This is a genomic window from Colwellia sp. RE-S-Sl-9, assembly GCF_048296855.1.
Classification (GTDB): domain Bacteria; phylum Pseudomonadota; class Gammaproteobacteria; order Enterobacterales; family Alteromonadaceae; genus Pseudocolwellia.
The window spans coordinates 1,265,978-1,291,645 of sequence record NZ_CP182631.1 but is presented as its reverse complement, the minus strand read 5'-3'; the positions used below and the strand labels follow the sequence as shown (position 1 = coordinate 1,291,645).

The following is a 25,668-nucleotide window of genomic DNA, read 5'->3' as shown; positions in this document are numbered from 1 at the left end:
AACTTATAATGGGTAAGTTTTAATGGACGTTATTTTAAATTATTATTCAACATTGTCTTTTCTAGAACTAGCTGCTGTTTTTACTTCACTCGCTTATGTGATACTTGCCGCTAAAAAAAACATTTGGTGTTGGCCGGCAGCTTTTATAAGTACCGCTATTTATACTTTTTTGTTTTATAAATTTTATTTATGGATGGATAGCTTTCTGCAAGTGTATTACATGGGAATGGCTTTTTACGGTTGGTATTGTTGGAATAAAACTACCGATGATTTTCATAGTAACAGTATTCAACTGAAAACATACTCAGCTAAAACGCATTTAATTTCTATAGCAATACTGGGTATTGTTTCTTTAGGTGTTGGTTTTTTTATGGATAAATATACCCCAACAGACTTTCCTTATTTAGACAGCGCGACTACTGTTTTTGCTGTTTTCTCAACCTATCTAGTTGCACAAAAAGTGATTGAAAACTGGCTGTATTGGATTGTTATTGACGCGGTTTCTATTTATTTATATGTAGAAAAAGGTCTAACGCCTACAGCCTTCTTATTTGGCGTGTTTATATTAATTGCCGCTTATGGGTATTATATTTGGCGACGAGAATATAAGGGGGATGATATGACCCATTCTGAATTATTTAATTAAATTACTCATGGTGAAATATATTTATAACCATAACCAATTATGCGAAATGATAAAGGCGCTACCGTGTTTTGTAGCACTTCATAACCCATCTTCACTAATTATTAATCGTATCGAAGCTGGACAAAGTAGTTTATGTTTTGAAGTTAAACATGACGATAAAAGCTACTTTGTTAAATATAACGATAATTTATCATTTTTTGAAAATGAACTGAAAACATCAAAAGCAGCTTCCCATATAGCATTGTCACCTAGGGTTATTTACGCAGCCAATGATTGGTTAGTAAATGAGTTTGTTTATGGTGAAACATTAGATAGAAGTGGTGCTTCAATGCCCGATAAAATAGGCATTGCACTTGATTTGATGAAGCAATGCCATTCATTGAAAGTTACCTTACCGTTATTAAACATAACAAAGATCATTACCCGTATAGTCAATAATTCTTGTTTTTCTAATGTTCAAAAAGATCATATACAAGCATTACTCTGTAAACTCCCAACACCGTTTGGTAATAACTACGTGGTTTGTCATAGCGATATTAATTTTTCTAATATTATTATGGCAAATAGCAGGGCTTGGCTAATTGACTTTGAATGCGCATGTTTAGCGGAAAAAGAATTTGAAATAGCGATGTTCTTTGCGATTAACTTACTTACTGCTGATGAGCAAAGCTATGCGCTTAAAGTGTATCAAGCATTAAATCCTAATGAGGGCATTAATATAAAAAGCCTAAACACTTATTTATTATATTCTTATCTTCTTAATGGCTTGTGGTATATTGAGAAAGTAGAGGAAACTATGAATGAATCTAAAATAATAAATTTTCGTACATTAGCGGCTAAGCAATTTCATTTGTTTGACCTTATCTGGCCTAGTGAGATGCCTTTAAAAAGCATTATGAGATAAGGCGCTAAAATGTTACGTCTAATTACCGTGCAGCGCCATTAATCCTGCCGCATAATAAATTATATAATAAAATAGAGATGTTTTTCGTGAATTGGAAAAGCCTAATAAGAGATAAAGATAAACTATTTTGGCTAATGCATACTATTGGTTGGTTTGGCTTTGCTTTGGTTCATTATTTAGGGTCTTTACTACACGATTTACGTGATATTTTTATTGTTATCGTTTTTCTTAATGCCTATTCTGGTTGGATGTTAACTGTACCGTTACGTTATATATATAGATACGTTTGGAATTTCAAACCTATTCAAATCGCGTTAAGCCTTATTGTTGTTTCATTTGTAACGGGTGTAATTTGGCAGGTAATTAAAAATTTAAATTATTGGGAAATATACCAACATGGTTATCGTCCTGAATACTTGATTTATTATACTAAATTCAGTTTATGGTCGTTTTATATAGTGATTAGTTGGAGTGTTTTATATTTTGGTCTTAAATATTATCAAATGCTTCAAAACGAAAAACAAAATGTATTAACAGCTAATACGGAAGCTCATCAAGCTCAACTTAAAATGTTGAGATATCAATTGAACCCTCATTTTTTATTTAACACCCTTAATGCTATTTCTACATTAATATTAGTGAAAGACAATATTGTCGCTAATGCGATGGTGACTAAATTAAGTGATTTTTTACGCTATACTTTAGATAAAGATCCAATGAAAAAAGTAACACTTGAAAGCGAAATTCAAGTACTTACACTTTATTTAGATATAGAGAAGGTAAGATTTGAAGAGCGTTTACAGGTTGTTTTTGATATAGATGAAAACTGCAATAATGCTCTTGTACCAAGTATGATTTTACAACCTATAGCCGAAAATGCCATTAAACATGCGATATCGGTACAGGAAGAAGGTGGTACTATCTCTGTTGCCGTAAAAGCTATTGGTCAATACCTATTCATAGAATTATCTGATGATGGCCCCGGTGCTGTTATTATTAATAACAACCTACATCGTGAAAACGGCATAGGGCTTGTTAATACACGTGAACGCTTACAGGCATTATTTGACAATGATTATTCTCTTATTGTGTCCAACAATATGCCAAAAGGTGTTAAAGTAAGTATAAGAATTCCTCTCCAAGTTGAAGCTGAAATATGACACAAGTTTTATCCACTATTGTTGTAGACGATGAACCGCTCGCCAGAAAAGGGTTAATGGTTAGGCTAGCAGAACATAAAGACATCAATATTATCAAAGATTGTAGTAATGGCCGAGAGGCGCTTGAAGCGATTAAAACACATAAGCCAGATTTAATGTTTATTGATATAAAAATGCCGGGTTTAAATGGGTTTGAAGTTGTTAATGAAATTATTGTTCAAAACTTATCTATGCCTATTGTTGTCTTTGTTACTGCATTTGAAGAATATGCATTAAAAGCTTTTGAAATACACGCCCAAGATTATTTATTAAAACCTGCTGACGATGTGCGAATTGAAAATGCATTAGAAAAAATTAGAGAACGTATTGCTAATAAAGATAACGCTGAACAAAAATTAAAACTAGCCCAACTCGTGAGCGATGTTACGGGTAATACAAGCCAAGATATTTTAGAAGCGATAGAAAACAACAAGCCGATTCATTTTAATCATTACTCTGATGTACTTGCGATAAAAGATGCAGGGGAAGTGAGTAGAGTACCTGTTAAAAATATTTTATGGATAGATGCCGCAGGTGATTACATGTGTGTGCATACAGCAACGGAAACCCACATTCTTCGACAAACAATGAAGCAATTAGAAGAAAGTTTAGATCCTAGAATTTTTATTCGTAGTCATCGTTCAACCATGGTTAACAAAAATTATATCAGTAAATTTTGTAGCCAGCTTAATGGTGAATATTATCTTGTAATGAGTAACGACAAAGAGTTGAAGGTAAGTCGAAGTTATAAAGATAAAGTAAAAAGTATTGTTAATTCGTAATTGATTACAAAAATGTAATTTATTACATAATTTTGATAATTTAACAAAAGGTTTGCGATCAAAACATTACGAATATATCGATTATATCGGGTATATTTGTAGTACTTTTGAAATAAAGATAATAAAAAAGGTAGCTCAGAGGCTACCTTTTTTATTATCTATTAAATAGGTTAAATAATTAATTAACCTAAGTGTTTTTCTTCTACTGTTAATATCTTAAGTGTATTTGTTGCACCAACAGTTTCCATTGAATCGCCGTGAGTAAATATTATTTTATCGCCCACTTTTAATTCTGATTTACCAATAACCATTTTAAGAGTTTCAGTTGACAAAGTATCGTTACCACAAGAAGTAGAGTCAAACTGTACAGGGTAAACACCACGATAAATAGCCGATCTTGTTAGCGTTTTACTGTGTCTTGAAACAGAGTAAATCGGTAAGCCAGAAGTAATACGAGACATTATTTTACTTGTTTGTCCTGACTCTGTAAGGGCAATAATTGCTTTAACGCCATCTAAATGGTTAGCGGCATACATAGCAGATAAAGCAAGAGTTTCTGAAATTTCAGTAAACTTAAGCTCTAAGCGGTGATTTGAACTATTTACAGAACGATGAGTTTCAGCACCAACACAAACAGCAGCCATTGCTTTAACTGTTTCTACAGGGTATTTACCCGCTGCTGTTTCAGCTGAAAGCATTACTGCATCTGTACCATCTAATACAGCATTTGAAACATCCATAACTTCCGCACGAGTCGGCATAGGCTGTTCAATCATAGTTTCCATCATTTGAGTTGCAGTAATTACAGCTCTGTTTAATTGACGGCTTCTAGCAATAATATGTTTTTGTTTACCTACTAATGCAGCATCACCAATTTCAACACCTAAATCACCACGAGCAACCATAACAACATCAGATGCTAAAATAATATCATCTAACACTTGGTCATCGTTAACTGCTTCGGCACGTTCAATTTTAGATACTAAAAGTGCATCACAACCAGCCGCTTCAGCAAGAGAACGAGCTAAACGCATATCAGCAGCATCACGTGGGAAAGAAACAGCTAAGAAATCAACACCAATTTCAGCAGCAGTTAAAATATCAGCTTTATCTTTTTCGGTTAATGCTGGAGCTGTTAAACCACCACCTTGACGGTTAATACCTTTATTATTTGATAAAGGGCCACCAACAGTAACTTCAGTAAATACTTGTGTATCTGTAGTACTTAATACTTTAAGCTGAACACGACCGTCATCGAGTAATAAAATATCATCAACGTTTACGTCTAAGGGTAATTTCTTGTAGTCGATACCCACTTTCTCTTGAGTACCTTCGCCTTTACCTAACTCAGCATTTAATTCAAATTTATCACCAACAGCTAGCTTGATTGGGCCATCTTTGAATGTAGATACGCGAATTTTAGGACCTTGTAAATCACCTAAAATACCAACATATACACCTAGTTCTTTAGAAATTTCACGTACAGTATTTGCACGATCAATATGGTCTTGAGCAGTACCGTGTGAAAAGTTTAGTCTTACAACATTAACACCCGCTTTTATAACGTTTTTTAATACTTCTCTATTTTCAGTTGCTGGACCCAATGTGGCAACTATTTTCGTTCTTCTAGGCATTTTAATCCTTAATTTTTTTAAATTAAATTAATTGGTAAGGGTAAATCTTTATTCTTTTCGATCAAATCTTGAGCTTCTTAAGCTGTCTTTGACTTTTTTAAGGTTATCTCTAAACTTAGTGCCACGTCTTAACGTAAAACCGGTTGCTAATATATCAATCAACGTGAGTTGAGCAATACGTGACGCCATAGGCATATATAAATCAGTATCTTCTGCATCATCGATAGATAAAACGATGTTACATTCTTTAGCTAATGGAGTGCCAGCAGAAGTAATCCCAATAACTGTAGCATCATTTTCTTTGGCTAAACTTGCCACTTCAACCAATGATTTAGTGCGTCCCGTATGAGATATAACTACTACAACATCACCTTGTCGGCTATTTATAGCACTCATACGTTGCATTAATATGTCATCAAAATAAACAACAGGCACATTAAACCTAAAAAATTTATTTAATGCGTCGTGTGCTACAACAGCTGAAGCACCTAAACCAAAAAATGAAATTTTATTAGCTTGAGTGAGAATATCTACAGAACGATTAATGGTTGATGTGTCTAAACTTTTACGTGCAAGTTCAAGGTTAGCCATGGTTGATTCAAAGATTTTGGTTGTGTATTCTTCAGCCGAATCATTTTCATCAACATGTCTATTTACATAGGGTGTACCATTAGCGAGGCTTTGCGCTAAATGTAATTTAAAATCAGGGTAACCCTTAGTGTCTAATCTACGACAAAATCTATTTACAGTAGGCTCACTGATATTAGCTTGTTTTGCTAAAGCTGCGATACTTGCGTGTATCACAGTGCCAGGAGATGAAAGTATAACGTCAGCGACTTTGCGTTCAGACTTACTAAAGGTGTCTAGTTCATTGGCGATTTTTTCTAATATATTCATTAATTACTAACCCTAGATCTTATTTTTAATAAACTAACTGTAATTTATTTTCTAAATGATAACAGAAAAAATGAAAATTTATTTCATAATTATTACTAATATAAAGAAAATGCTAAATATTGGCAAATATTTAATTGAAACTTCAACTTTTTTTGTAAAAATATTGTGCAAGGATAAGGGGGGAAGTCGTTTTTCGATAATGTAATAAAATTACAAAAAGTTCTTTACTGATGAGCTAGCACACGCTAAATTAGGGCTATAATAGGGTTAATAAGTAATAAACGAATTAGAGAAGTAATAATATGAATAATTTTGATAGCCAAGCACCAAGTGAAATCGTTATTTTTGGTGCTTTAGGTGATTTATCTCGCCGTAAATTATTACCTGCATTGTATCAATTAGATTGTGCCGGCTTATTAAACCCAGAAAGTCGTATTGTAGGTGTTGCTCGTCAAGAGCATGATTTAAAAGCCTTTGCTAGTCTAGTAAATGAAAACCTTACTAAGTTTGTTAAAGAAGGACTTAATGAAGATGTTTTAGAACGTTTCTTAAATCGTTTGGTTTATCAACAACTTGATTTTAAAGAAACCAGTTCGTTTAATAAATTAGCAAAAACACTTAAAGGCGCTAATGACACAAGAGTTTACTATTTCTCAACGGCTCCTGCTATTTTTGGTGACATTTCTGATGGTTTATATGCTGCAAATCTAATTACTGATAAAGATCGCGTGGTAATGGAAAAACCTATTGGTCATTGTTTAGAATCTTCAAAAGTTATTAATGATCAAGTATCTCGTTTCTTTAAAGAAAATCAAATTTATCGTATTGATCATTACCTCGGTAAAGAAACGGTTCTTAATTTACTTGTATTACGTTTTGCTAATTCGTTATTTACAACGAACTGGGACAGAAACAGTATTGATCATGTACAAATTACTGTTGCTGAAAGTGTAGGTATAGAAGGGCGCTGGGGATTTTACGACGACGCAGGTCAAATGCGTGATATGATCCAAAACCATTTACTACAAATATTATCATTGTTAGCAATGGAACCTCCTGCTGATTTAAGTGCTGACAGTATTCGTCTTGAAAAGTTAAAAGCAATTAAAGCACTTGTACCTATTGACCGTATGAACATTAAAGACAAAACAGTTCGTGGTCAGTACGCTGATGGTTTCTTAAATGGAAACGCTGTACCTGGTTATTTGAATGAAGAAGGTGCTAAAGCAAACAGTAACACTGAAACATTCGTTGCTATTAAAGTTGAAATAGATAACTGGCGTTGGGCTGGCGTACCGTTCTACTTAAGAACTGGTAAAAGAATGCCTGCTAAACACAGTGAAATTGTTGTTCATTTTAAAGAGCAGCCACATAACATATTCAAAGAAAGCTATTCAGAGTTGCCTGCAAATAAATTAACTATTCGTCTACAGCCAGATGAAGGTGTTGAATTGCAAATGATGAACAAAATTCCAGGTATCGCATCACAAATGCACATTCAAGAAAACAAACTTGATTTAAGTTTTTCAGATACTTATAAAAACGAACGAGTTGTTGATGCCTATGAGCGTTTAATGCTTGAAGTTATTAACGGTAATCAATCTTTATTTGTTAGTCGTGACGAAGTGGAAGCTGCTTGGACATGGGCAGACAGTATTATTGAAGCATGGAAAGAAAGTAACGAACCACCTAAGCCTTATCCAGCAGGTTCTTGGGGACCGGTATCTTCAATTTCTTTAATTGCTCGTGACGATAGACAGTGGGTTGAATAATGCAACAAGTTAATGATTTTAATACGCGTAATGAATTAGATGAAGCATTGGCCACTAAAGTTGCTAATGAGTTAAGTAAAGCTATTGCGGAAAAAGGTAAGGCGAGTTTAGCTGTATCAGGTGGGTCTACACCAAAGGGCTTTTTTAAAGCCTTATCACAAATTGATTTAGCTTGGGATAAAGTGACGATTACTTTGGCCGATGAGCGTTGGGTTGATTTTGAAAGTGATGCAAGTAATACACGTTTAGTACATGAAAATTTATTACAAAATAATGCAAAAGCTGCAACATTCTTCCATATTAAAAAGGGAGAACAGTTATCTGAAAGCACATTAACAGAGCTAAATATTGCGGCTAAAGAAAGTGTATTACCGCTAGATGTTTTAATTCTAGGAATGGGTGAAGACGGTCACACCGCATCATTATTTCCATGTAGTGATCAAATTGAGCAAGGTTTATCACTTAATAATACTGATGCGCTAATGAAAGTTGTACCTAAAACAGCGCCTAATAATCGTATTACATTCACTTTCTCTCATCTTATACAAAGTAAAAATATTATTTTACATGTGTGTGGTGAAAGTAAGAAAACAGTATTAGCGCAAGCTAATGCTGGAGCTGATTTTTTTGAAATGCCAATAAGAGCGTTCTTACAAGATCAAAAAGTCACTACACAAGTATATTGGGCAGAATAGTTCATGAAAAAAGAAATTGTAGATATTACTCAACGCATAATAGAACGAAGTAAGAACTCTAGAAGTGCATATTTAAAAAAGATCAGAGCCGCCAAGTCAACTACAGTTCACAGAGCGAGTTTATCATGTGGTAATTTAGCCCATGGCTTTGCTGCTTGTGGAAAAGAAGATAAGCAAAAATTACGCGGTTTGAATCACTCAGATATTGCTATTATCTCAGCATATAACGATATGCTTTCAGCGCACCAACCTTATCAAACATACCCTGATATTATTAAAGCTGCCGTTTCTGAAACTGGCGGTGTTGCACAATTCGCTGGCGGTGTTCCTGCCATGTGTGACGGTGTTACACAAGGTCAACCAGGTATGGACTTAAGCTTAATGAGTCGTGACGTTATAGCAATGGCTACGGCTGTTGGTTTATCTCACAACATGTTTGATGGCGCATTAATGTTAGGTATTTGCGATAAAATAGTACCAGGCTTAATGATCGCTAGTATGACTTTTGGTCACTTACCCACGGTATTTGTTCCTGCTGGTCCTATGCCATCGGGTATACCCAATAAAGAAAAAGTACGTGTTCGCCAAAAATTTGCTAAAGGCGAAGTAGGTAAAGAAGAATTACTAGAAGCTGAATCCGCTTCATATCATAGTGCTGGAACGTGTACTTTTTTTGGTACTGCTAATTCAAATCAACTTGTTGTTGAAGTGATGGGATTACATTTACCAGGTGCTTCATTTGTTGCTCCAAATACCCAGTTACGTGAAGAGCTAACCAAAGCTGCGGCACGTCAAGTAACTCGTTTAACCGAACAAGCTGGCAACTACATGCCTATTGGTGAAATGATTGACGAACGTTCAATTGTTAACGCTATTGTTGGGTTAACAGCTACAGGTGGTTCTACTAACCTAACTATGCACATTATCGCTTTTGCTCGTGCTGCGGGTATTATCATTGATTTCCAAGATTTTAATGATATTTCAGATGCTGTACCGCTTATTACTCGTATTTACCCTAACGGACACGCAGACATTAACCACTTTGAACAATCAGGTGGTATGGCACTTTTATTTAAAGAGCTTATTGAAGGCGGCCTAGTACATGAAGATGTTGAAACTATTTGTGGACGTGGTTTAACACGTTATACACAAAAACCTATATTAAAAGATGGTGAGTTAATTTGGGTTGATGGCGCAACTGAGTCAAGCGACAAAGAAGTTATAGCTACAGTTGCTCAGCCCTTTAAAGCTGATGGTGGTTTAAAAGTATTAAAAGGCAACTTAGGTACTTCTGTTATCAAAACATCATCTTTAAGACCGGGTTGTGAAATAGTTAAAGCACCTGCTGTTGTATTTGAAGATCAAAATGATCTTGATGCTGCTTTCCAATCAGGCGAGCTTGATAAAGATTTTGTTGCTGTTGTTCGTTTTCAAGGCCCTAAAGCTCGAGGAATGCCTGAGCTTCATAAATTAACGCCTCCTTTAGGTGTATTACAAGATAAAGGCTTTAAAGTAGCTTTATTAACTGATGGCCGTATGTCTGGCGCTTCAGGTAAAGTTCCTGCTGCAATTCATTTGTGCCCAGAAGCTTTAGACGGTGGATTAATCGCTAAAGTACAAACAGGCGATATGATTTTATTAAACGGTGAAACTGGTGAATTAACACTATTAGTAAGCGAAGAAGAGCTGGCTAAACGTGAAAATGCGCAATTTCAAGTGAATGGTCATCATGAAGGTTTAGGTCGTGAGCTATTTGGATTTATGCGTAAATCATTAAGTTCTGCTAATACCGGAGCTTGTTCACTGTTTGATCAGGACGTTTAAAAATGAGTTCATCGATTAATTTAGTTGCTGATATTGGAGGTACTAATTTAAGAATTGGTACCACGGATATCGAAGGCAATATCAGTAACCTGAAGTTATATCAATGTAATCAATTTTCTGGTTTAGCTGAAATTATTCAAGATTACTTATCAGAAATTGATACAAGTAATGCTGAACTTAATGCTTGTTTTGCAATAGCTTGCCCCGTTGATAATGATTTAATGTCAATGACAAATTTACCGTGGAAGTTTTCTAAAAAAGAACTTCAAGAAACGTTAAATTTAACTCACATGTATTTCATTAACGATTACACCGCAATTGCTCATGCTGTTCCGTTATTAAATAACGAACAAAAGGTTCAACTTGGTACAGGCGATGTTGTACAAGGTAAACCTATTTCAATCTGCGGCCCCGGCACAGGTTTAGGTGTTGCTAACGTTGTTAACGTAAATGGGCAATGGGTGAGTTTAGGTGGTGAGGGCGGTCATGTTGACTTCGCTCCTACTGATGAAACAGAAATAAAAATTCTTAATTTTTTACTTAAAAAGTACAAGCATGTTTCTTACGAGCAAGTACTTTCAGGATTAGGAATTCAACAGATTTATCAAGCACTAATGTCTATCAAAGGGCTTGAACCTGAAGCATTAGAAGCTAAAGATATTACACAAAAAGCAATCAACAATGAATGTGAAGTGTGTAAAGAAACATTAGATAAATTTTGTGAAATATTAGGAAGCTTTGCTGGTAACTTGTCGTTAACTTTAGCAAGTTTCGGTGGCGTTTATATCGCTGGGGGTATAGTGCCTCGATTTATCGAATATATTAAAAATAGTAACTTTAGAAGCCGTTTTGAAGCAAAGGGTAGGTTTGAAGCATTTAATCAAGCGATACCAACATTTGTGATCACCGAGCCACAACCTGGCCTACTTGGTGCAACTGCTTTTATTTGCCAAAAACTAACCTTAAAAACTGTATAAAGAGAAATTATGACGTTATCAAATAATTGGCAAGTATCGCCAAAAGATCTTTTTGCCATGGGACCGATTGTTCCAGTACTTGTTATTAAAGATGTAGCTGACGCTTTACCAATTGCAGAAGCTCTTCTTGCTGCAAATGTTAAGGTATTAGAAGTTACTTTAAGAACCCCCGCAGCATTAGATGTTATTAGCATTATTGCTAAAGAACTACCTGAAGCTGTTGTTGGTGCTGGCACAGTAACAAATAGAGCTATGCTACAACAGTGTCAAGACGCGGGAGCAAAATTTGCAATAAGTCCTGGTTTAACAAAAGACTTATTACAAGCAGGTAAAGAAGGTGATATTGCTTTAATCCCTGGTATTTCATCTATTTCAGAACTTATGGATGGTATTGACTACGGTTACGATCACCTTAAATTCTTCCCTGCTGAAGCATCTGGTGGTGTTAAAGCATTGCAATCAATTGGTGGTCCATTCCCTGATATTAAATTCTGTCCAACTGGTGGCATTAACATTAACAACATACGTGATTATTTAGCGCTACCTAATGTTGCTTGTTGTGGTGGTTCTTGGTTAGTATCAGACGAAATTATTGCTAATAAAAACTGGTCAGCAATTACTGATTTAGCAGGCCAAGCACTAGCTCACGTTAAATAATATTTATGTAGAGTGATAAAAACCAAGCAATGCTTGGTTTTTTTATGTCTGTAAATTTATGTCTGTAAAATAGATACAAAAAAGCCAAGCATTGCTTGGCTTCATTTCATTTATTAGCGGTAATGCCTGTTATAGCAAAACTTTAGTTGTAATAACTACTTGTTGTAGTTAATTACGTGCGCTGCTAAATCAAGAACTTTGTTAGAGTAACCAATTTCATTGTCGTACCATGAAACTACTTTAACAAACGTATCAGTTAATGCGATACCCGCTTTAGCGTCGAATACTGAAGTACAGATTTCACCAACAAAGTCGTTAGAAACAACTTGATCTTCTGTGTAACCTAAAACACCTTTTAATGCGCCTTCAGAAGCTTCTTTCATTGCTGAACAGATTTCTGCATAAGTTGCTGGAGTTTTTAAGTTAACCGTTAAATCTACTACTGAAACATCAGGAGTAGGAACACGGAAAGCCATACCTGTTAATTTGCCGTTAAGCTCAGGAATTACTTTACCAACAGCTTTTGCTGCACCAGTCGATGATGGAATGATGTTTTGACCAGCACCACGACCACCACGCCAATCTTTAGCAGAAGGGCTATCAACTGTTTTTTGTGTAGCAGTTGTTGCATGTACTGTAGTCATTAAACCGTCAGCAATGCCCCATTTATCGTTTAATACTTTAGCGATAGGTGCTAGGCAGTTAGTGGTACATGACGCGTTAGAAACGATGTCTTGGCCTTCGTATTTATCAAAGTTAACACCCGATACAAACATAGGCGTGTCATCTTTAGAAGGAGCAGATAAAATTACTTTTTTCGCACCAGCAGTGATATGTTTGCGAGCTGTTTCATCTGTTAAGAATAAACCTGTAGACTCAACAACAACGTCAACGTCAATGTCGTTCCACTTTAACTCTTCAGGATTACGCACTGCAGTAACACGAATAGTATTACCATTTACTACTAAGTTACCGTCTTCTACTTCAACAGTCCCTTTAAAACGACCATGAGTTGAGTCATATTTAAGCATGTAAGCCATGTAGTCAACATCAATCAAATCATTAATACCAACAACTTCAATATCATTTCTTTCTGCTGCTGCTCTAAATACGAAACGGCCAATACGGCCAAAACCGTTAATACCTACTCTAATAGTCATAATCTAATCCTAAATAACAATAATGTAGTAAAATTACATCATTTTGAGAAAAATTCAAGTAAAACTTACATTTTCGATGAAAAAACATGTGATCATTTTATTAATTTACGTCATAAATTTGAGGGATGTATTTAATGTTTTTTTAACAAAATAACGTGTAATTTATGGTTTTATTTTTCTATTTTAAAAGTTAACGGGAAAGTATGATGAACTTTGATATAGTTAAGTTATAGCTAAATTATAGGAAATACTATGAAAGACGAAGAGTATAAAAATAAGCTATCTGAAGAAGCTTATAAAGTGTGTAGATTAGCTGCTACAGAAAGACCTTTTACTGGAATATATAATGATCATTGGGAAGCAGGACAATACCTCTGCGCCTGTTGCGATAAACCTTTGTTTTCATCTGAGCATAAATTTAATGCCGGTTGCGGTTGGCCAAGCTTTTACAAAGCTGTGGAAGGTAATGTAAGTTACAAGCCAGATAATTCAATAAACATGAAACGAATTGAAATAACATGTACAGCTTGCGACTCTCATTTAGGTCATGTATTTGACGATGGACCTCTACCCACAGGGCAAAGGTACTGTGTTAACTCGTTAAGCTTAACGTTCACAAGTAAAGTGTAACCTATGTTGTAATAATACTTTTGTTGTTTCTTTACAACATTATGGCTTTTTGAATTCGCCTTTCAAAATTGTATCAAGTGTTTTTAAGGCTACATTATCCAAAAAGCTACTTTTTAAGTTAAACGTTTTAGCGTATTTTTCTAGCTTAACTCCTTTTATAGACTCATCATCAGGTGCATGGGTCTGTAATATTTTAGACCAAATATAAACTTGTTTATATTTTTTCTTATCGGCAAAAATTGTCGCAATAGACTTGAAAATTTCAGTATTGATTGGATCATTTTCATTTGTTAGTTCTAAAGCGTGATATAGCAAATTCAACGTTTTATTTTGATCTTTCTTGGCGTAATAAGTGGCTAAATTAAATTGTAAGCTGGGTGTTTCAAGTTGATGCGTATTTTCTAACGCTAAAAATGTTTGTAATGCTCCTTTATTTAAATGCCGTGTCCAATGGTAATACAGCAAGCTAGGGTGCTTTGAATCTTTAGTGTCGTCTGATATCTCTTTAATTCTTTTTTTTGCGTCAACCAGGTTATTTATACGCATGCTTTGTTTTTCTTTAAACTTAATATGTTCTATTTTAGATGCGTGTTCCATGCACTTAGCGTAATTTTCGTAACCAACAAGTTGATTGTATTGGTTTTCATCTTTTGGCGTTGTTTGTTGTGCAAGATTAGCAAAACCTATTGTTATTCGTTCTTTTTTACACCATGAGTCTTCTTTAAACTCATTGCATATTTTAGGGTGTTCATTACACAAATCTGCAAAGCTCGGCGCTTGATTACAGGCTGCTATAAATACACAGCTACTTATCGTTATTACGTGCATTAAATTATTTTTTCTATTCATTATGCTTAATATTCCTGCAATCTATAAAGTAATTGCATGTAACCTATGGTGAAAGGTTTTATGATCAATTACAATATGCGTGAATTTTCTTATACCAATCAGATAATAATTAATCATAGCTTATTGCGAAATTAACAGAAATAAAAAGGTTTAAATAATGACAAGTATTCTTGAAGAACAATATCAAAGTAGTTGGCAAGAACGACAAACTCTTGCTGAAAATATGCAACCTATTATCGGTCAATTATTTAGAAATAAAGGCATTGAAATTACCATTCATGGCCGTCCGTTAGTAAATGCATCAGCTATTGATATTATTAAAGCACATAAGTCAGTTGCTCTTCATGAAGAAACGAAATTAAGACTCAGAGAAAGCTATCCTTTTATAGAGGCACTAAGTAAGCTTCCTCTTGCACCAGCACGTATTGACGCAGGTAAATTAGCTTACCGTTATTTATTTAAAGGTGAGGCTAATGGCTTAACTATAGAAGAATTTTTAAGTAAAGAATTAAATAGCATTGCTAATAAAACACAAGAGTCTATGTCTCAAGACGTTGTATTATATGGTTTTGGTCGTATTGGGCGTTTATTAGCACGATTGCTTATTGAAAGAACAGGGCCAAGTAGTACATTAAATTTAAAAGCCATTGTTATTCGCCCTGGTAAAGCAGATGATCTTGAAAAACGCGCGAGTTTATTACGTCGAGATTCAGTTCACGGTGCTTTTAACGGTAGTATTACTATTGATAAAGAAAACAACGTAATTAAAGCGAATGGTGCTTTTATTCAAGTTATTTACGCTAAATCACCTTCAGAAATTGACTACACTGAGTATGGTATTAATAACGCGTTAGTTGTAGATAACACTGGTATTTGGAGTGACGAAGAAGGTTTAGGTCAACATCTTAAATCGAAAGGTGTTAGTAAAGTATTATTAACAGCTCCAGCTAAAGGCGATATTAAAAATGTGGTTTATGGTGTTAATCACAAAATGATCAAACCTGAAGACACTATAGTGTCAGCGGCTAGCTGTACTACCAATGCTATTACGCCAGTGTTAAAAGCACTTAACGACAAGTTTGGTATTAAAAACGGCCATGTTGAAACCGTACATTCATACACCAATGATCAAAACTTAATTGATAACTATCATCCGGCACCTCGCCGTGGTCGTAGTGCACCATTAAACATGGTTATTAGCACAACAGGCGCAGCAAAGGCGGTAGCTAAAGCATTACCAGAGCTTGCAGGCTTATTAACTGGTAATGCGATCCGAGTACCAACACCCAATGTATCTATGGCGATAATGAACTTAAACTTAAAAGAAAGCACAACTAAGTCAGACTTAAACGACTATTTAAGACAAATCTCATTAAATTCAGATTTACAAAACCAAGTAGATTACACCGCATCCACAGAAATTGTATCAACCGATTTAGTGGGTTCGCGCTATGCAGGTGTTGTAGACTCACAAGCAACAATTGTTGATGGTGACAGAGCCGTATTATACGTATGGTACGATAACGAATTTGGTTATAGCTGTCAGGTGGTAAGGGTAATGCTTGAAATGGCCGGCATTGAAATACCTACATTGCCACAAGCATAACAAACACCTTTAGTTTGATACTTAAAACAAAAAGCAACATATTGAAAAATATGTTGCTTTTTTTTGAGCATTTTTATCAATACAGACTATAGTTATATTCTGAGTTAAATTTATTATTATTGTTGAAACACACAGAGGACTTAATTTATGTCTATCACCATGAACACAAGCAATCCAGCAATGACTCAAACAGACACAGCACAAGGAATTAAAACCGCAGGGCTAGCAAAAAGCCAAGCTGAAATTGAAGGGCAAATGGCGCTTAGGTTAATTCAGTCTGCTAATGTTGCTGTACAACCTGCAGGGGCAAGTACTGAAGCATTAGGAAGTATTGTTAACATTAGTGTTTAATCATTTTTCTATTAACCAACTTACAATAATTAATCGCTATAAGCAGCGAGCAGGTTTCGGTAACCCTGCATATTTTGTTGCTTGTTTCGCAGGCCCATCAGGAAATAATCTAAATAAATAACGGCTACTTGCCTTATCTTCCCCAAACTTTGTTTTCAACGCTTTTGTTAATGCTCTTATCGCAGGGGATGTGTTGTAAGTTAAATAAAATTCTCGTACAAATCTTACTATTTCCCAATGCGCTTCGGTTAACTCTATATCGTCTGTTTGAGCTAACAAAGGTGCAAGTTCTTCTGTCCACTGTGTAAAGTCAACTAAGTAACCGTGCTTATCCGTAGGAATAATTTGCCCGTTGTATTCTAATTCTGTTGTCATCTTTATATCACTAATTTATACATAAAACGGCTTACTGCCACGTTATTGTTGAGTTATATTGAGAAGTCAATTCAACCAATTTAGCTATAGTTATTGGGCTTGATTGATCATGGTTAATCTCAATGGCTCTTGCTTGCGCATGCTCTTGTATATGAAATACCGCAACTGTAGGGTTTTGTTTTTTAAAGTTGATAAACAATGAATGGCTTGCGTTATAACAACCATCATCAATAAGCACCAAAGCATCGTCAGGTTTAATAGATAACACACATTGTGCAAAATCGTTTTTATCAAAAGCAGATGTTCTTTGTAAATGTAAAATAGTCATATAAAAATACTAAAACCTTAAAATAACATTGTGCTGATGTAGCTTATCTGAAAATGCATCGCTACTTAAAACCTGCACATTATCAAGATGAAAATCTTCAGCTAAACCACGTTCAATCAGTGATGCTTTACACGCATATATATTTTCAATGTCGTAAAACTCTAATGCCGCCATTGTTTTTAAATAATCTTTAACGTGAACCGTTTCAAGTTGTTGATTGCTTATTAGTTGCCTTACACCTTCACCTTGAAAAAATAACGAAGTCGATTGCTCGTACGAACCATAAATTAACGCCGCATCTAACGCTTCTTTACTGGCTTGATTAATGGTTGAAGACGCATTTAAAATAGCGATTTTTTTACATGATTCAGACATTAAAATTGCACCATTTTTTCAGACTTAGCCGTTAACTCAACCAACTCACCAAGGCCAGAAACCGTAAAGTATTGACTAATATTACTGTGCGTAACCTCTGTGTTAACCGTATCGCCAATATCGTCGCTTAAGCCTCTTTTTTCACAAGCCGTAATACACACATGTAAATTAACACCGTGCTCTGTATTTAACTTTTGCCAATGTTTATGTGTTTGATATTCGTCGTTCGCAATCGCTATATTCGCACTCGCGTTTAACACACCGTCTTGATAAAAAAACACACCCACAATATCAACACCGGCTTTAATTGCATGGTTAATATAATCAATAGCTGTAATCGTTAAATAGCTACAGGGCGGGGTGGTAATAACAACTGATAGAGTTTGCACGAATAATTCCAAGAGTTTAAAAAGCTAAACGTAAATAACAAAGTAAAAAAAAGCCTCGCATTGCGAGGCTTTTATTATAAACCGATAATCACTTTAAATTAATGATTATTAATCATCACCACCAAAAACACCTAAAAGGCTAAGTAGGTGAACAAAAATATTATAAATATTTAAGTATAAAGACACTGTAGCTCTAATGTAGTTAGTTTCGCCACCGTGAATAATACGGCTTGTATCAAATAAAATTAAGCCAGACATAATCATAATAACAGCAGCACTTACAGCTAAAGAAAGCGCAGGAATTTGAAAGAAGATGTTAGCAATACCCGCTACAAGAGCAACGATAAGACCAACCATCAAAAAACCACCCATAAATGAGAAGTCTTTCTTACTTGTTAATGCATAACCTGATAAAGCGAAAAATATTAATGCTGTTCCGCCTAACGCTTGCATAATTAAAGAAGGTCCGCCTGGTAGAGCTGCGTAGTGGTTAAGCATTGGGCCTAAAGAAGCTCCCATTAAACCAGTGAAAGCAAAAATCCAATAAATACCACTTGCTTGGTCAGCTTTTTTGTTAACAACAAATAACAAACCAAAAGCAACTAATGTCATGATTAAAGCAGCTCCATGAGGTAAGCCCATAGACATAGAGATACCAGCAGTTACTGCACTAAATGCTAATGTCATTGATAACAACATATAAGTATTTTTTAATACTTTATTAATTTCAATTGCAGAGCTTTTAGTTGCATTTAAACTAATATTTGATTGCATACTGTTTTCCTTTAAAAACGTAGTTATACTTCTTAGATATGGTCATACTAATGAAGTTCAAGTATTTTTACTACTTATCTTCGATAAACCATTGTGACATATTATGGCACGGGTTTTTTCAAATTGCTATGACTAACCTTGTTGATATTCATTAATTATTTGTGTCCGTTTGTAACAATCAACACTGTGATCATTCACCATGCCACACGCCTGCATAAAAGCATAACAAGTGGTTGAACCTAAAAACTTAAATCCTCGTTTCTTTAAGTCTTTACTTAGCGCGTCAGACTCTTGAGTCGTAGCAGGGTAGTCGTTCTTATTTTGCCAGCTATTCACAATGGTGCGGTTATTAACAAAGCGCCATAAGTATTCACTAAACGAACCAAACTCCTGTTGAATTAAAATGAAACACTTAGCGTTATTTATCGTAGCTTCTATTTTACCCCTGTGGCGAATAATTTTATCGTTAAGCAAAAGCTCGTTAACTTTGTTTTCATCAAACAGAGCCACTTCTTCAACATTAAAATGATTAAATGCCGCTTTATAACCATCACGTCTAACTAAAATGGTGTACCAACTTAAACCCGCTTGTGCTGATTCTAAAGTTAAATATTCAAACAAGGTTTGGTCGTCAACCACAGGAACACCCCATTCTTCATCATGATATTTTACATAATCAGGTTTGGTAACATCTAACCAAGGACAACGACACTTCATATTTTCAGGCATAATTTCTCTTTTAACGTATAAATAGAAAGCAAACTGACTAATTACTCAGCAAACAAACACTTAATGTAAATAAATACTTTACAAGTTATTTTCCACACTTTAATATTCGCCTCGTCTTAAGGCAAGCACTTGCTTTATTACATTCAGGTGAGATGGCTGAGTGGTCGAAAGCACCGGTCTTGAAAACCGGCAAGGGTTTGTAGCCCTTCTAGAGTTCAAATCTCTATCTCACCGCCACATTCTAAAAAGCCGCTACTTGTAGCGGCTTTTTGCTATTTAGTGTTTAGTAAAACAAAAGGGTTTGTAGCGCTAAACCTGCTGTAGAGTTCAAATCTCTATCTCACCGCCACATTCTAAGAAACCGCTAATTATTTAGCGGTTTTTTTTCGTCTAGAGTTTGATGTTTAGAATAGAGGGTTTGTAGCGCTAAACCTGATTTAGAGTTCAAATCATGGTGCTAATATTCCTCAATCAGTAGCAATTTAAAATCAAACATTAGTTATCAACTTGTTCTTGATAACTAAATACCTCTGCAATAGATACACCAAATACATCAGCAATTTTAAAGGCAACTTCTAACGATGGTGAGTATTTGCCTTTTTCTATTGCTACAATAGTTTGCCTAGAGACACTAACCATTTTGGCTAAATCTTGCTGTGTCATCTCATTGCGATGAAAGCGTAAAACTCGAACATTATTAGTTAATACTTTAGGCATAATTACACGCCCTTATGATAGTGAAATAACTGATAAGAAAATTTTATTATTTCTACAACAAGAAAGCCTACAAGTAATATATTCAAGATGTTGTATTCTCCACTCAATGTATCAAAATGGTAAAGACCTTTTCCTAATGATGTTGCCCATAAGCTAACTATTATGAATACGACCCAAGCACTCAGCATGTTGTAGGCGGCGTTCCCTCCTTTTAAACTAATCAATACATCTCGTTCATCACTTTCTTGCTCGACTTCGTTTTTGTTACTCAACACTGCCACTATGGTATGTACAACGATATTCAGGATAACGAGCTTGATAACCGTAGAAAATAGTAATGAGGTAAAGTTATCATCATTAAGTTGCTCTGTTGAAAATAAATGAACAAACTCACTACCGTAGTAATATGCAATAAATACAGTAATTAAAAATTGCACCCAAACACTTTTATGAACAAATGACATCTCTCACTCCTTATTATGTGGTGTTAAAAATATTTGACATGGTGTAATGTTAATTTTACTTTTAAGTGATGTCAAATATGTTTGACATAATGTATCCTAAATTTGACTTGTAACTGATCTCAATGATCTATTAATCGTTTGTTTTATGACGAAAAAACAGGCTGGTGATTTAAAGTGAGTAACTTATTTGGTTAACTTATCTATTTAAATGTTAACAAGAATAAGAAATGTTAGTATACGAACTTCAGTATATGCACTCAGAATTGATTAGTTAACGCGGAACTTTAAATGAACGTAGAACAAATTTTATTGGCAATAAGTAATACAAACGACAACAAATTAACTATTGCCGGTATAGAAGCAGCGAAAGAAAATTGGTCTGCATTTTACCCTGAATTAGAACGGCTGATAGATCAATTTAGCGCAGACGATACATCGTTAACAAATGAACAAGAAGCTATTTTATTTTTTGGAACATTACTATTAGCAGAATTAAAATACTCACCAGCGTTAGAAAAGTGTTTACAGTTATTTGCTCGCAGCGATTCATTGGCAACTCCCATTGATACCATATTTGATGACGCACTCACCGAGGTAACATCTACGTTATTTTATAATGTCGCCGACGGTAATACACAAGCCTTATGTAATTATATTACGGGTAGTCATCAAGCCATGTATTGCAAAGCATCAGCTATTGAAGCGGTATTTGCTCAATACGAAGCAGGTGTTATTGATAAAATTGAACTAGAAGATCATATAACTCAATGGCTAGCTGGATTTTTGGCTTTACCAAGTTCAATCAATAGCTTTTTAATAAGTGCATTAGCAGACTATTGTATTAAATATCAACTCGATAGTTTTAAAAGCCAATTTAACGAATTATGTGACAAAGACCTATTCGATGAAGACCGATTTAAACAAAGTGAAGTAAAGGCATGGAATAGCGACAGCTCACACAAGCTCATTGAATCTGGCATAATTCAAACAAACTTTAATGTTGTTGATACCCTAAATACTTGGATTGCTAACGAACCAGAAGATGAAGAACTTGATGGCTTTGATTCGTTAATGGAGAAAGGCGGTTTATTAGATAATATCCTGTACGACGAAAATATCATTCTAAAAAACAGTGTTCCTGTTAGCTCTTTAGCTACAGTGGGCCGTAATGATCCTTGTCCATGTGGCAGTGGTAAGAAATTCAAAAAGTGTTGTTTACAATAAAGCAGTAAGTTGAAACAGTTAATTCAGCTTAATCACTTATTCAGTTAGCTCCGCCACATGCTAAAAAACCGCTTATTTATTCGCGGTTTTTTTTCGTCTAAATTTTGATAAAGAGCACATAACTGTTTTAGCGCGACCTCTTGTTATTTATTCCAACTATCGTTCTAACTATTACATCAATGGCTTTTTTTACTTACCTATAATATAGTTTGTTAACAAGTGTTTATTGTTTATATCTAGCAAGGAAAGTCGTTATTTCTACATTAGTGTTATTACCAGGTATGGATGGTACAGGAGAATTATTTACAGACTTTCTATCTCATCTTGATGGTGATTATTTAGTTATTCCATTGCCAAACCATGGTCCTCAAGATCATGCTTCGTTAGCTCAAGTCATTCGCAAACAATTACCGCAACAAGATTACATTTTGCTTGCTGAGTCATTTTCTGGAGGTATTGTTCCTGAACTCCTTAAGCTTGAATTAACACATATAAAAGGAGTGGTGTTTGTAGCTAGCTTTCTAAGTTCTCCTAATAAATACTTATTACCCATAACTAAAAGGTTACCTATTAAAGCTTTTGCTTCTTCATCCATATCAATTGTTTTTTATAAATTACTCTTCTTTGGAACAGGAGCTTCAAAAGCGCTTTTATCTAAATTCGTAAAAGTGATTAAATCCATTCCAGATGAAATTATTAAAAATAGATTAAAGGTTATGAGCAAACAGGTTCTTCCGCAGGTAACTTTTGAACTTCCAACCATGTATATTCAAGCGCATTCAGATAAGCTCATATCTTCTAATAAAAGTCATGAATTTTCTAAAGTTTTTAAACATATTGAATTTAAAAAAATAGAAGGACCTCACTTTGTGATACAAACAAAACCTAAAGAATGTGCCTTAGTGATAAATCAATTTATTCAGTCAGGGCAAAGTTAACCGTGTCGATCCAAAATATCCTTTCCTACTACCGAGATTGCTACAAAGAAGACAGTGCAGATCTGAATTTATGGAACCTAAGTAAACTTAAAAAAGATGACTGTCTTATTTTAGAAGGGCAAGATGATTTAGGCTCTGGTTTTCTTCCCCGAATGCCTATTCCTGAAAACTTTGCAGAACAAATGATGAAGCATGTTGAAGTATATCAACGCGAGCGTGTATTACTTTACGCGAGCTTTATTTTAGTTGGTAAGTTGGAGATTAAAGGCGAAATAAAAGAGGTGGTTACACCCATTTTGTTTAATGAAGCTGTAATCGAAAAAGATGAGAACAATTACTACTTTTCTGTTAACAATCAAACGCCTGAAATAAATGAATCGTTAACGCAATTATTAATGCCTGAAAGTGATGGCAGGCCTGACTTAGAAGATAACACCAACATTCAATCTACATCTACGTGGGTTTCGTGGCTCAAAGATAGCCCCATAGAATTAAACTTACTTGAGTTACTTAATTTTCCTAACCTTGTTAACTCAAACGAAATTAAAAAAGCACTAAAAAGAAAAACACCCACCTTGCTTCCTGCATCCATGTTGGTTTTTGTTGAAAGGTCGACAAGTAGTCGTGGAGTTCTTCATGAATTGGAAGAGATCATTGAATCTGACAACCTATCTCCACCGTTATCAGAGCTGTTGTTGCCTTCACAAAAGGCAACCAACAACTCACAAGCAATCAAACCTCTAAAATATGATTACCTACCAGGTTTGCTGTCAACACCACAGAAAAAAATCATATCAATTGCCGCAAACGCTAACTTAGGTTGTGCTTCTGGGCCTCCAGGTACGGGCAAAAGCTATACAATAGCCGCCATTGCCGCAGAGCATATGGCACGCGGTGAATCTGTACTTATCGTTGCTAATAACGATGCCGCTTTAGATGTGATCGCTGAAAAGTTAGGCGATAACTTTGGTTTAAGTGACGTATCAATTAGAGCAGGACAAAAAGCGTTTATTAAAAAGTTAAAAACTTACATTGAAAATCTTTTAGCAGGGTATTTTTCAGAAGAGTTAAGCAAAGCACCTGATACTTGCGAATTAGAATTAAAAACGATCAATAACGCATTAAATGTATTAGAAAAACGCTTTGTTAAATTTTGTCAGAAAGCCATTGTAAGAGGGCAAAGATTAAAAGGGCTACAACAAAGAGATGCACAATGGTTAACGCGCTTATATTTAGCTTTAGCGCAAAGTGGCATTAAAAAACTCACCAAAGAGTGGGTTTCTTTAAATGAAATAAATACAAAGCACATTCAGCGAGAAAAGCTTGCAGCCGGTTATTTAAGTGCCTTAAAAAATAGAAATTTAAAAACCTTAGTCGAAAAACAAAGATCATCGCTACAAGCCTTTAATAAAGCAATCCGTAGTCGAACATCTAAAAGGCAATTTGAGCTTTTTGACGATATTGAATATTCCTCATTGCTTTCTGCCTTTCCGGTTTGGCTTGTTAGTTTGAATACACTTTACAGAGTGTTGCCTTTAAAAGCAGAAATGTTCGATTTAGTTATTATCGATGAAGCAACACAATGCAATATCAGCAGTTGTTTACCTGCACTTTATCGCGCAAAAAGGGCGATGGTGGTTGGAGATACCAAACAGCTAAGGCATTACTCGTTCTTGGCTAAAAGCAAAGAAGCCCAAATAACGATTAAAAACGATCTCAAACCTGATAGTGAAGGCGTTGTAAGTTATCGTGATAATTCAATTTTAGATTTAGCCTTAACTGCACTCTCCAGCCATCAACAGTTAGCTTTTTTAGATGAACACTTTAGAAGTAAACCTGAGCTTATTCATTTTAGTAACCAACACTTTTATCAAAATAAGTTAAAGGTTATGCAACACCGCCCCTGCACAAGTAGTGGTCATCTTCATTTACAAAGAGTCAATGGCGTTAGAGATAAAGCAGGTGTTAATCATCTAGAAACTGAACATGTAATACAGACGATTAAAGACCAAATAGAAGCAGACACACATGTTGGGATTGACCATAGCATCGGCGTTATCTCGCCCTTTAGGCATCAAGCAGAACACCTAGCCAAAGAAATTGAAGTCAACTTTAGCCAAGCTGAAATTATTAAACATAAAATTCGTGCCGCAACGCCTTATGGTTTTCAAGGAGAAGAAAGAGACATTATGCTTATCTCTTTTTCTGTCGATAACAATTCAAAACGCGCAGCGGTATATTTAAACAAAGCAGATGTTTTCAACGTTACCATTACACGGGCAAGGCAAAAGCAAATATTATTTCTATCGATAGATGAAACTCAATTGCCTGAACACAACTTACTACGTAGATACTTAGGCTCTATTAGCGAATTTGAAGCTAGCCATTCAGTATCATCTCAACTTGACGAGTTTCAGCAAAGTGTAATATCTGAATTAGCGACATTAAATATTGAAACGTGGGCAGGTTACACAATTGCAGGAACAGACGTAGATATTCTGTGTCGATATAAGGAGCAATACTTAGCCATAGACCTGATCGGTTTTCCTGGCCCATGGGCAGACTTTTTTGAATTAAACACCTACAAATTATTTAAACGTGCGGGTGTTGAAGTCTTACCTATTAGCTACGGGTTATGGGTAGTAGATAAAGAAACATGTATTGCAAAAGTAGTAAAAAAACTCAGGTTAACTAACCGCTAATTTTTTAATATGAAGCCTATATTTAATCATTTATTTTAATAATGGCAGTATTAAAGTCACGGTATAATAC

Annotated in this window: 27 protein-coding genes and 1 tRNA gene; 16 read left to right on the top strand and 12 right to left on the bottom strand. The window is 35.0% G+C overall.

Going from position 1 to position 25,668, the window contains the following annotated elements; translation table 11 throughout:
- Positions 1–22: 22 nt before the first annotated feature.
- From pnuC to ACM9HF_RS05605, 4 genes are all read left to right on the top strand, one after another.
- Positions 23–646 (top strand): nicotinamide riboside transporter PnuC, encoded by a 624-nt coding sequence (gene pnuC, locus ACM9HF_RS05620; protein WP_473615403.1) that lies wholly within the window; start codon positions 23–25, stop codon positions 644–646.
- A 46-nt stretch (positions 647–692) separates the two neighbouring features.
- Positions 693–1,550: a hypothetical protein gene (locus tag ACM9HF_RS05615; RefSeq protein WP_473615400.1), complete on the top strand. Its 858-nt coding sequence runs from the start codon at positions 693–695 to the stop codon at positions 1,548–1,550.
- 77 nt (positions 1,551–1,627) lie between these two features.
- Complete coding sequence (locus ACM9HF_RS05610; RefSeq protein WP_473615396.1) at positions 1,628–2,710, top strand: sensor histidine kinase; 1,083 nt, start codon at positions 1,628–1,630, stop codon at positions 2,708–2,710.
- The gene (locus ACM9HF_RS05605) at positions 2,707–3,531 is read left to right on the top strand and encodes a LytR/AlgR family response regulator transcription factor (protein ID WP_473615392.1); all 825 of its coding nucleotides are present in this window, start codon (positions 2,707–2,709) and stop codon (positions 3,529–3,531) included. The genes ACM9HF_RS05610 and ACM9HF_RS05605 overlap by 4 nt, the downstream gene beginning before the upstream one ends.
- A 182-nt stretch (positions 3,532–3,713) precedes the next feature.
- On the opposite strand, the gene pyk is transcribed toward ACM9HF_RS05605, so the two are convergent.
- Both pyk and ACM9HF_RS05595 read right to left on the bottom strand, forming a co-directional pair.
- Positions 3,714–5,165, bottom strand: coding sequence for a pyruvate kinase (pyk, locus tag ACM9HF_RS05600; RefSeq protein ID WP_473615389.1), 1,452 nt, complete (start codon positions 5,163–5,165; stop codon positions 3,714–3,716).
- 48 nt (positions 5,166–5,213) lie between these two features.
- Positions 5,214–6,062 carry a MurR/RpiR family transcriptional regulator gene (locus ACM9HF_RS05595; protein WP_473615385.1) on the bottom strand — a complete coding sequence of 283 codons (849 nt, stop codon included), beginning with the start codon at positions 6,060–6,062 and terminating at the stop codon, positions 5,214–5,216.
- A gap of 302 nt (positions 6,063–6,364) precedes the next feature.
- Between ACM9HF_RS05595 and zwf the strand changes: the two genes are divergently transcribed.
- From zwf to ACM9HF_RS05570, 5 genes are read left to right on the top strand one after another with little or no spacing between them, the layout of a single operon-like run.
- Positions 6,365–7,834, top strand: a complete 1,470-nt coding sequence (gene zwf / locus ACM9HF_RS05590) for a glucose-6-phosphate dehydrogenase (RefSeq protein WP_473615381.1) — start codon at positions 6,365–6,367, stop codon at positions 7,832–7,834.
- Positions 7,834–8,529 carry a 6-phosphogluconolactonase gene (pgl, locus tag ACM9HF_RS05585; protein WP_473615378.1) on the top strand — a complete coding sequence of 232 codons (696 nt, stop codon included), beginning with the start codon at positions 7,834–7,836 and terminating at the stop codon, positions 8,527–8,529. Before zwf ends, pgl begins: the two co-directional genes overlap by 1 nt.
- A gap of 3 nt (positions 8,530–8,532) precedes the next feature.
- Positions 8,533–10,353, top strand: coding sequence for a phosphogluconate dehydratase (gene edd, locus ACM9HF_RS05580; RefSeq protein WP_473615375.1), 1,821 nt, complete (start codon positions 8,533–8,535; stop codon positions 10,351–10,353).
- A gap of 2 nt (positions 10,354–10,355) precedes the next feature.
- Positions 10,356–11,330, top strand: coding sequence for a glucokinase (locus tag ACM9HF_RS05575; RefSeq protein ID WP_473615372.1), 975 nt, complete (start codon positions 10,356–10,358; stop codon positions 11,328–11,330).
- 9 nt (positions 11,331–11,339) lie between these two features.
- Positions 11,340–11,987, top strand: a complete 648-nt coding sequence (locus ACM9HF_RS05570; protein ID WP_473615370.1) for a bifunctional 4-hydroxy-2-oxoglutarate aldolase/2-dehydro-3-deoxy-phosphogluconate aldolase — start codon at positions 11,340–11,342, stop codon at positions 11,985–11,987.
- Positions 11,988–12,142: 155 nt separating this feature from the next.
- Here the strand turns inward: ACM9HF_RS05570 and gap are convergent, their stop codons facing one another.
- Entirely contained in the window at positions 12,143–13,147 is a 1,005-nt protein-coding gene (gap, locus tag ACM9HF_RS05565) for a type I glyceraldehyde-3-phosphate dehydrogenase (protein ID WP_473615366.1), read from the bottom strand.
- A gap of 252 nt (positions 13,148–13,399) precedes the next feature.
- Here gap and msrB point away from each other — a divergent pair, with 252 nt between their 5' ends.
- A complete protein-coding gene (gene msrB / locus ACM9HF_RS05560) occupies positions 13,400–13,777 on the top strand; it encodes a peptide-methionine (R)-S-oxide reductase MsrB (protein ID WP_473615362.1) in 378 nt (125 codons plus the stop codon).
- A 39-nt stretch (positions 13,778–13,816) separates the two neighbouring features.
- Here the strand turns inward: msrB and ACM9HF_RS05555 are convergent, their stop codons facing one another.
- Positions 13,817–14,626, bottom strand: coding sequence for a DUF2989 domain-containing protein (locus ACM9HF_RS05555; RefSeq protein ID WP_473615359.1), 810 nt, complete (start codon positions 14,624–14,626; stop codon positions 13,817–13,819).
- Positions 14,627–14,783: 157 nt separating this feature from the next.
- Here ACM9HF_RS05555 and ACM9HF_RS05550 point away from each other — a divergent pair, with 157 nt between their 5' ends.
- A complete protein-coding gene (locus ACM9HF_RS05550) occupies positions 14,784–16,232 on the top strand; it encodes a glyceraldehyde-3-phosphate dehydrogenase (protein ID WP_473615355.1) in 1,449 nt (482 codons plus the stop codon).
- A 147-nt stretch (positions 16,233–16,379) separates the two neighbouring features.
- The gene (locus ACM9HF_RS05545) at positions 16,380–16,583 is read left to right on the top strand and encodes a hypothetical protein (protein WP_473615351.1); all 204 of its coding nucleotides are present in this window, start codon (positions 16,380–16,382) and stop codon (positions 16,581–16,583) included.
- 36 nt (positions 16,584–16,619) lie between these two features.
- On the opposite strand, the gene ACM9HF_RS05540 is transcribed toward ACM9HF_RS05545, so the two are convergent.
- The 6 genes from ACM9HF_RS05540 to ACM9HF_RS05515 all read right to left on the bottom strand — a co-directional run bounded on the left by ACM9HF_RS05540 (position 16,620) and on the right by ACM9HF_RS05515 (position 19,553).
- Positions 16,620–16,958 (bottom strand): TusE/DsrC/DsvC family sulfur relay protein, encoded by a 339-nt coding sequence (locus ACM9HF_RS05540; RefSeq protein WP_473615347.1) that lies wholly within the window; start codon positions 16,956–16,958, stop codon positions 16,620–16,622.
- Positions 16,959–16,989: 31 nt separating this feature from the next.
- Positions 16,990–17,286 carry a sulfurtransferase complex subunit TusB gene (gene tusB / locus ACM9HF_RS05535; RefSeq protein WP_473615345.1) on the bottom strand — a complete coding sequence of 99 codons (297 nt, stop codon included), beginning with the start codon at positions 17,284–17,286 and terminating at the stop codon, positions 16,990–16,992.
- Between the two features lie 9 nt (positions 17,287–17,295).
- A complete protein-coding gene (gene tusC / locus ACM9HF_RS05530; RefSeq protein ID WP_473615340.1) occupies positions 17,296–17,661 on the bottom strand; it encodes a sulfurtransferase complex subunit TusC in 366 nt (121 codons plus the stop codon).
- Positions 17,661–18,050, bottom strand: a complete 390-nt coding sequence (gene tusD / locus ACM9HF_RS05525; protein ID WP_473615337.1) for a sulfurtransferase complex subunit TusD — start codon at positions 18,048–18,050, stop codon at positions 17,661–17,663. The genes tusC and tusD overlap by 1 nt, the downstream gene beginning before the upstream one ends.
- A gap of 108 nt (positions 18,051–18,158) precedes the next feature.
- Positions 18,159–18,824, bottom strand: a complete 666-nt coding sequence (locus ACM9HF_RS05520; RefSeq protein ID WP_076417950.1) for a Bax inhibitor-1/YccA family protein — start codon at positions 18,822–18,824, stop codon at positions 18,159–18,161.
- 132 nt (positions 18,825–18,956) lie between these two features.
- On the bottom strand, positions 18,957–19,553 hold the full coding sequence (locus tag ACM9HF_RS05515) for a DNA-3-methyladenine glycosylase I (RefSeq protein ID WP_473615331.1): 597 nt from the start codon (positions 19,551–19,553) through the stop codon (positions 18,957–18,959).
- Positions 19,554–19,699: 146 nt separating this feature from the next.
- On the opposite strand from ACM9HF_RS05515, the gene ACM9HF_RS05510 reads away from it, so the two are divergent.
- A tRNA-Ser gene (locus ACM9HF_RS05510) sits at positions 19,700–19,790 on the top strand.
- A 258-nt stretch (positions 19,791–20,048) separates the two neighbouring features.
- Here the strand turns inward: ACM9HF_RS05510 and ACM9HF_RS05505 are convergent.
- Both ACM9HF_RS05505 and ACM9HF_RS05500 read right to left on the bottom strand, forming a co-directional pair.
- Complete coding sequence (locus tag ACM9HF_RS05505) at positions 20,049–20,270, bottom strand: helix-turn-helix transcriptional regulator (RefSeq protein WP_473615328.1); 222 nt, start codon at positions 20,268–20,270, stop codon at positions 20,049–20,051.
- A gap of 2 nt (positions 20,271–20,272) precedes the next feature.
- Positions 20,273–20,734, bottom strand: coding sequence for a hypothetical protein (locus tag ACM9HF_RS05500; RefSeq protein WP_473615324.1), 462 nt, complete (start codon positions 20,732–20,734; stop codon positions 20,273–20,275).
- A 288-nt stretch (positions 20,735–21,022) separates the two neighbouring features.
- Between ACM9HF_RS05500 and ACM9HF_RS05495 the strand changes: the two genes are divergently transcribed.
- From ACM9HF_RS05495 to ACM9HF_RS05485, 3 genes are all read left to right on the top strand, one after another.
- Positions 21,023–21,958: a DUF1186 domain-containing protein gene (locus ACM9HF_RS05495; RefSeq protein WP_473615320.1), complete on the top strand. Its 936-nt coding sequence runs from the start codon at positions 21,023–21,025 to the stop codon at positions 21,956–21,958.
- Positions 21,959–22,239: 281 nt separating this feature from the next.
- The gene (locus ACM9HF_RS05490) at positions 22,240–22,896 is read left to right on the top strand and encodes an alpha/beta fold hydrolase domain-containing protein (protein ID WP_473615317.1); all 657 of its coding nucleotides are present in this window, start codon (positions 22,240–22,242) and stop codon (positions 22,894–22,896) included.
- A 2-nt stretch (positions 22,897–22,898) separates the two neighbouring features.
- Positions 22,899–25,598 carry a DEAD/DEAH box helicase gene (locus ACM9HF_RS05485; protein WP_473615313.1) on the top strand — a complete coding sequence of 900 codons (2,700 nt, stop codon included), beginning with the start codon at positions 22,899–22,901 and terminating at the stop codon, positions 25,596–25,598.
- Positions 25,599–25,668 lie beyond the last annotated feature (70 nt).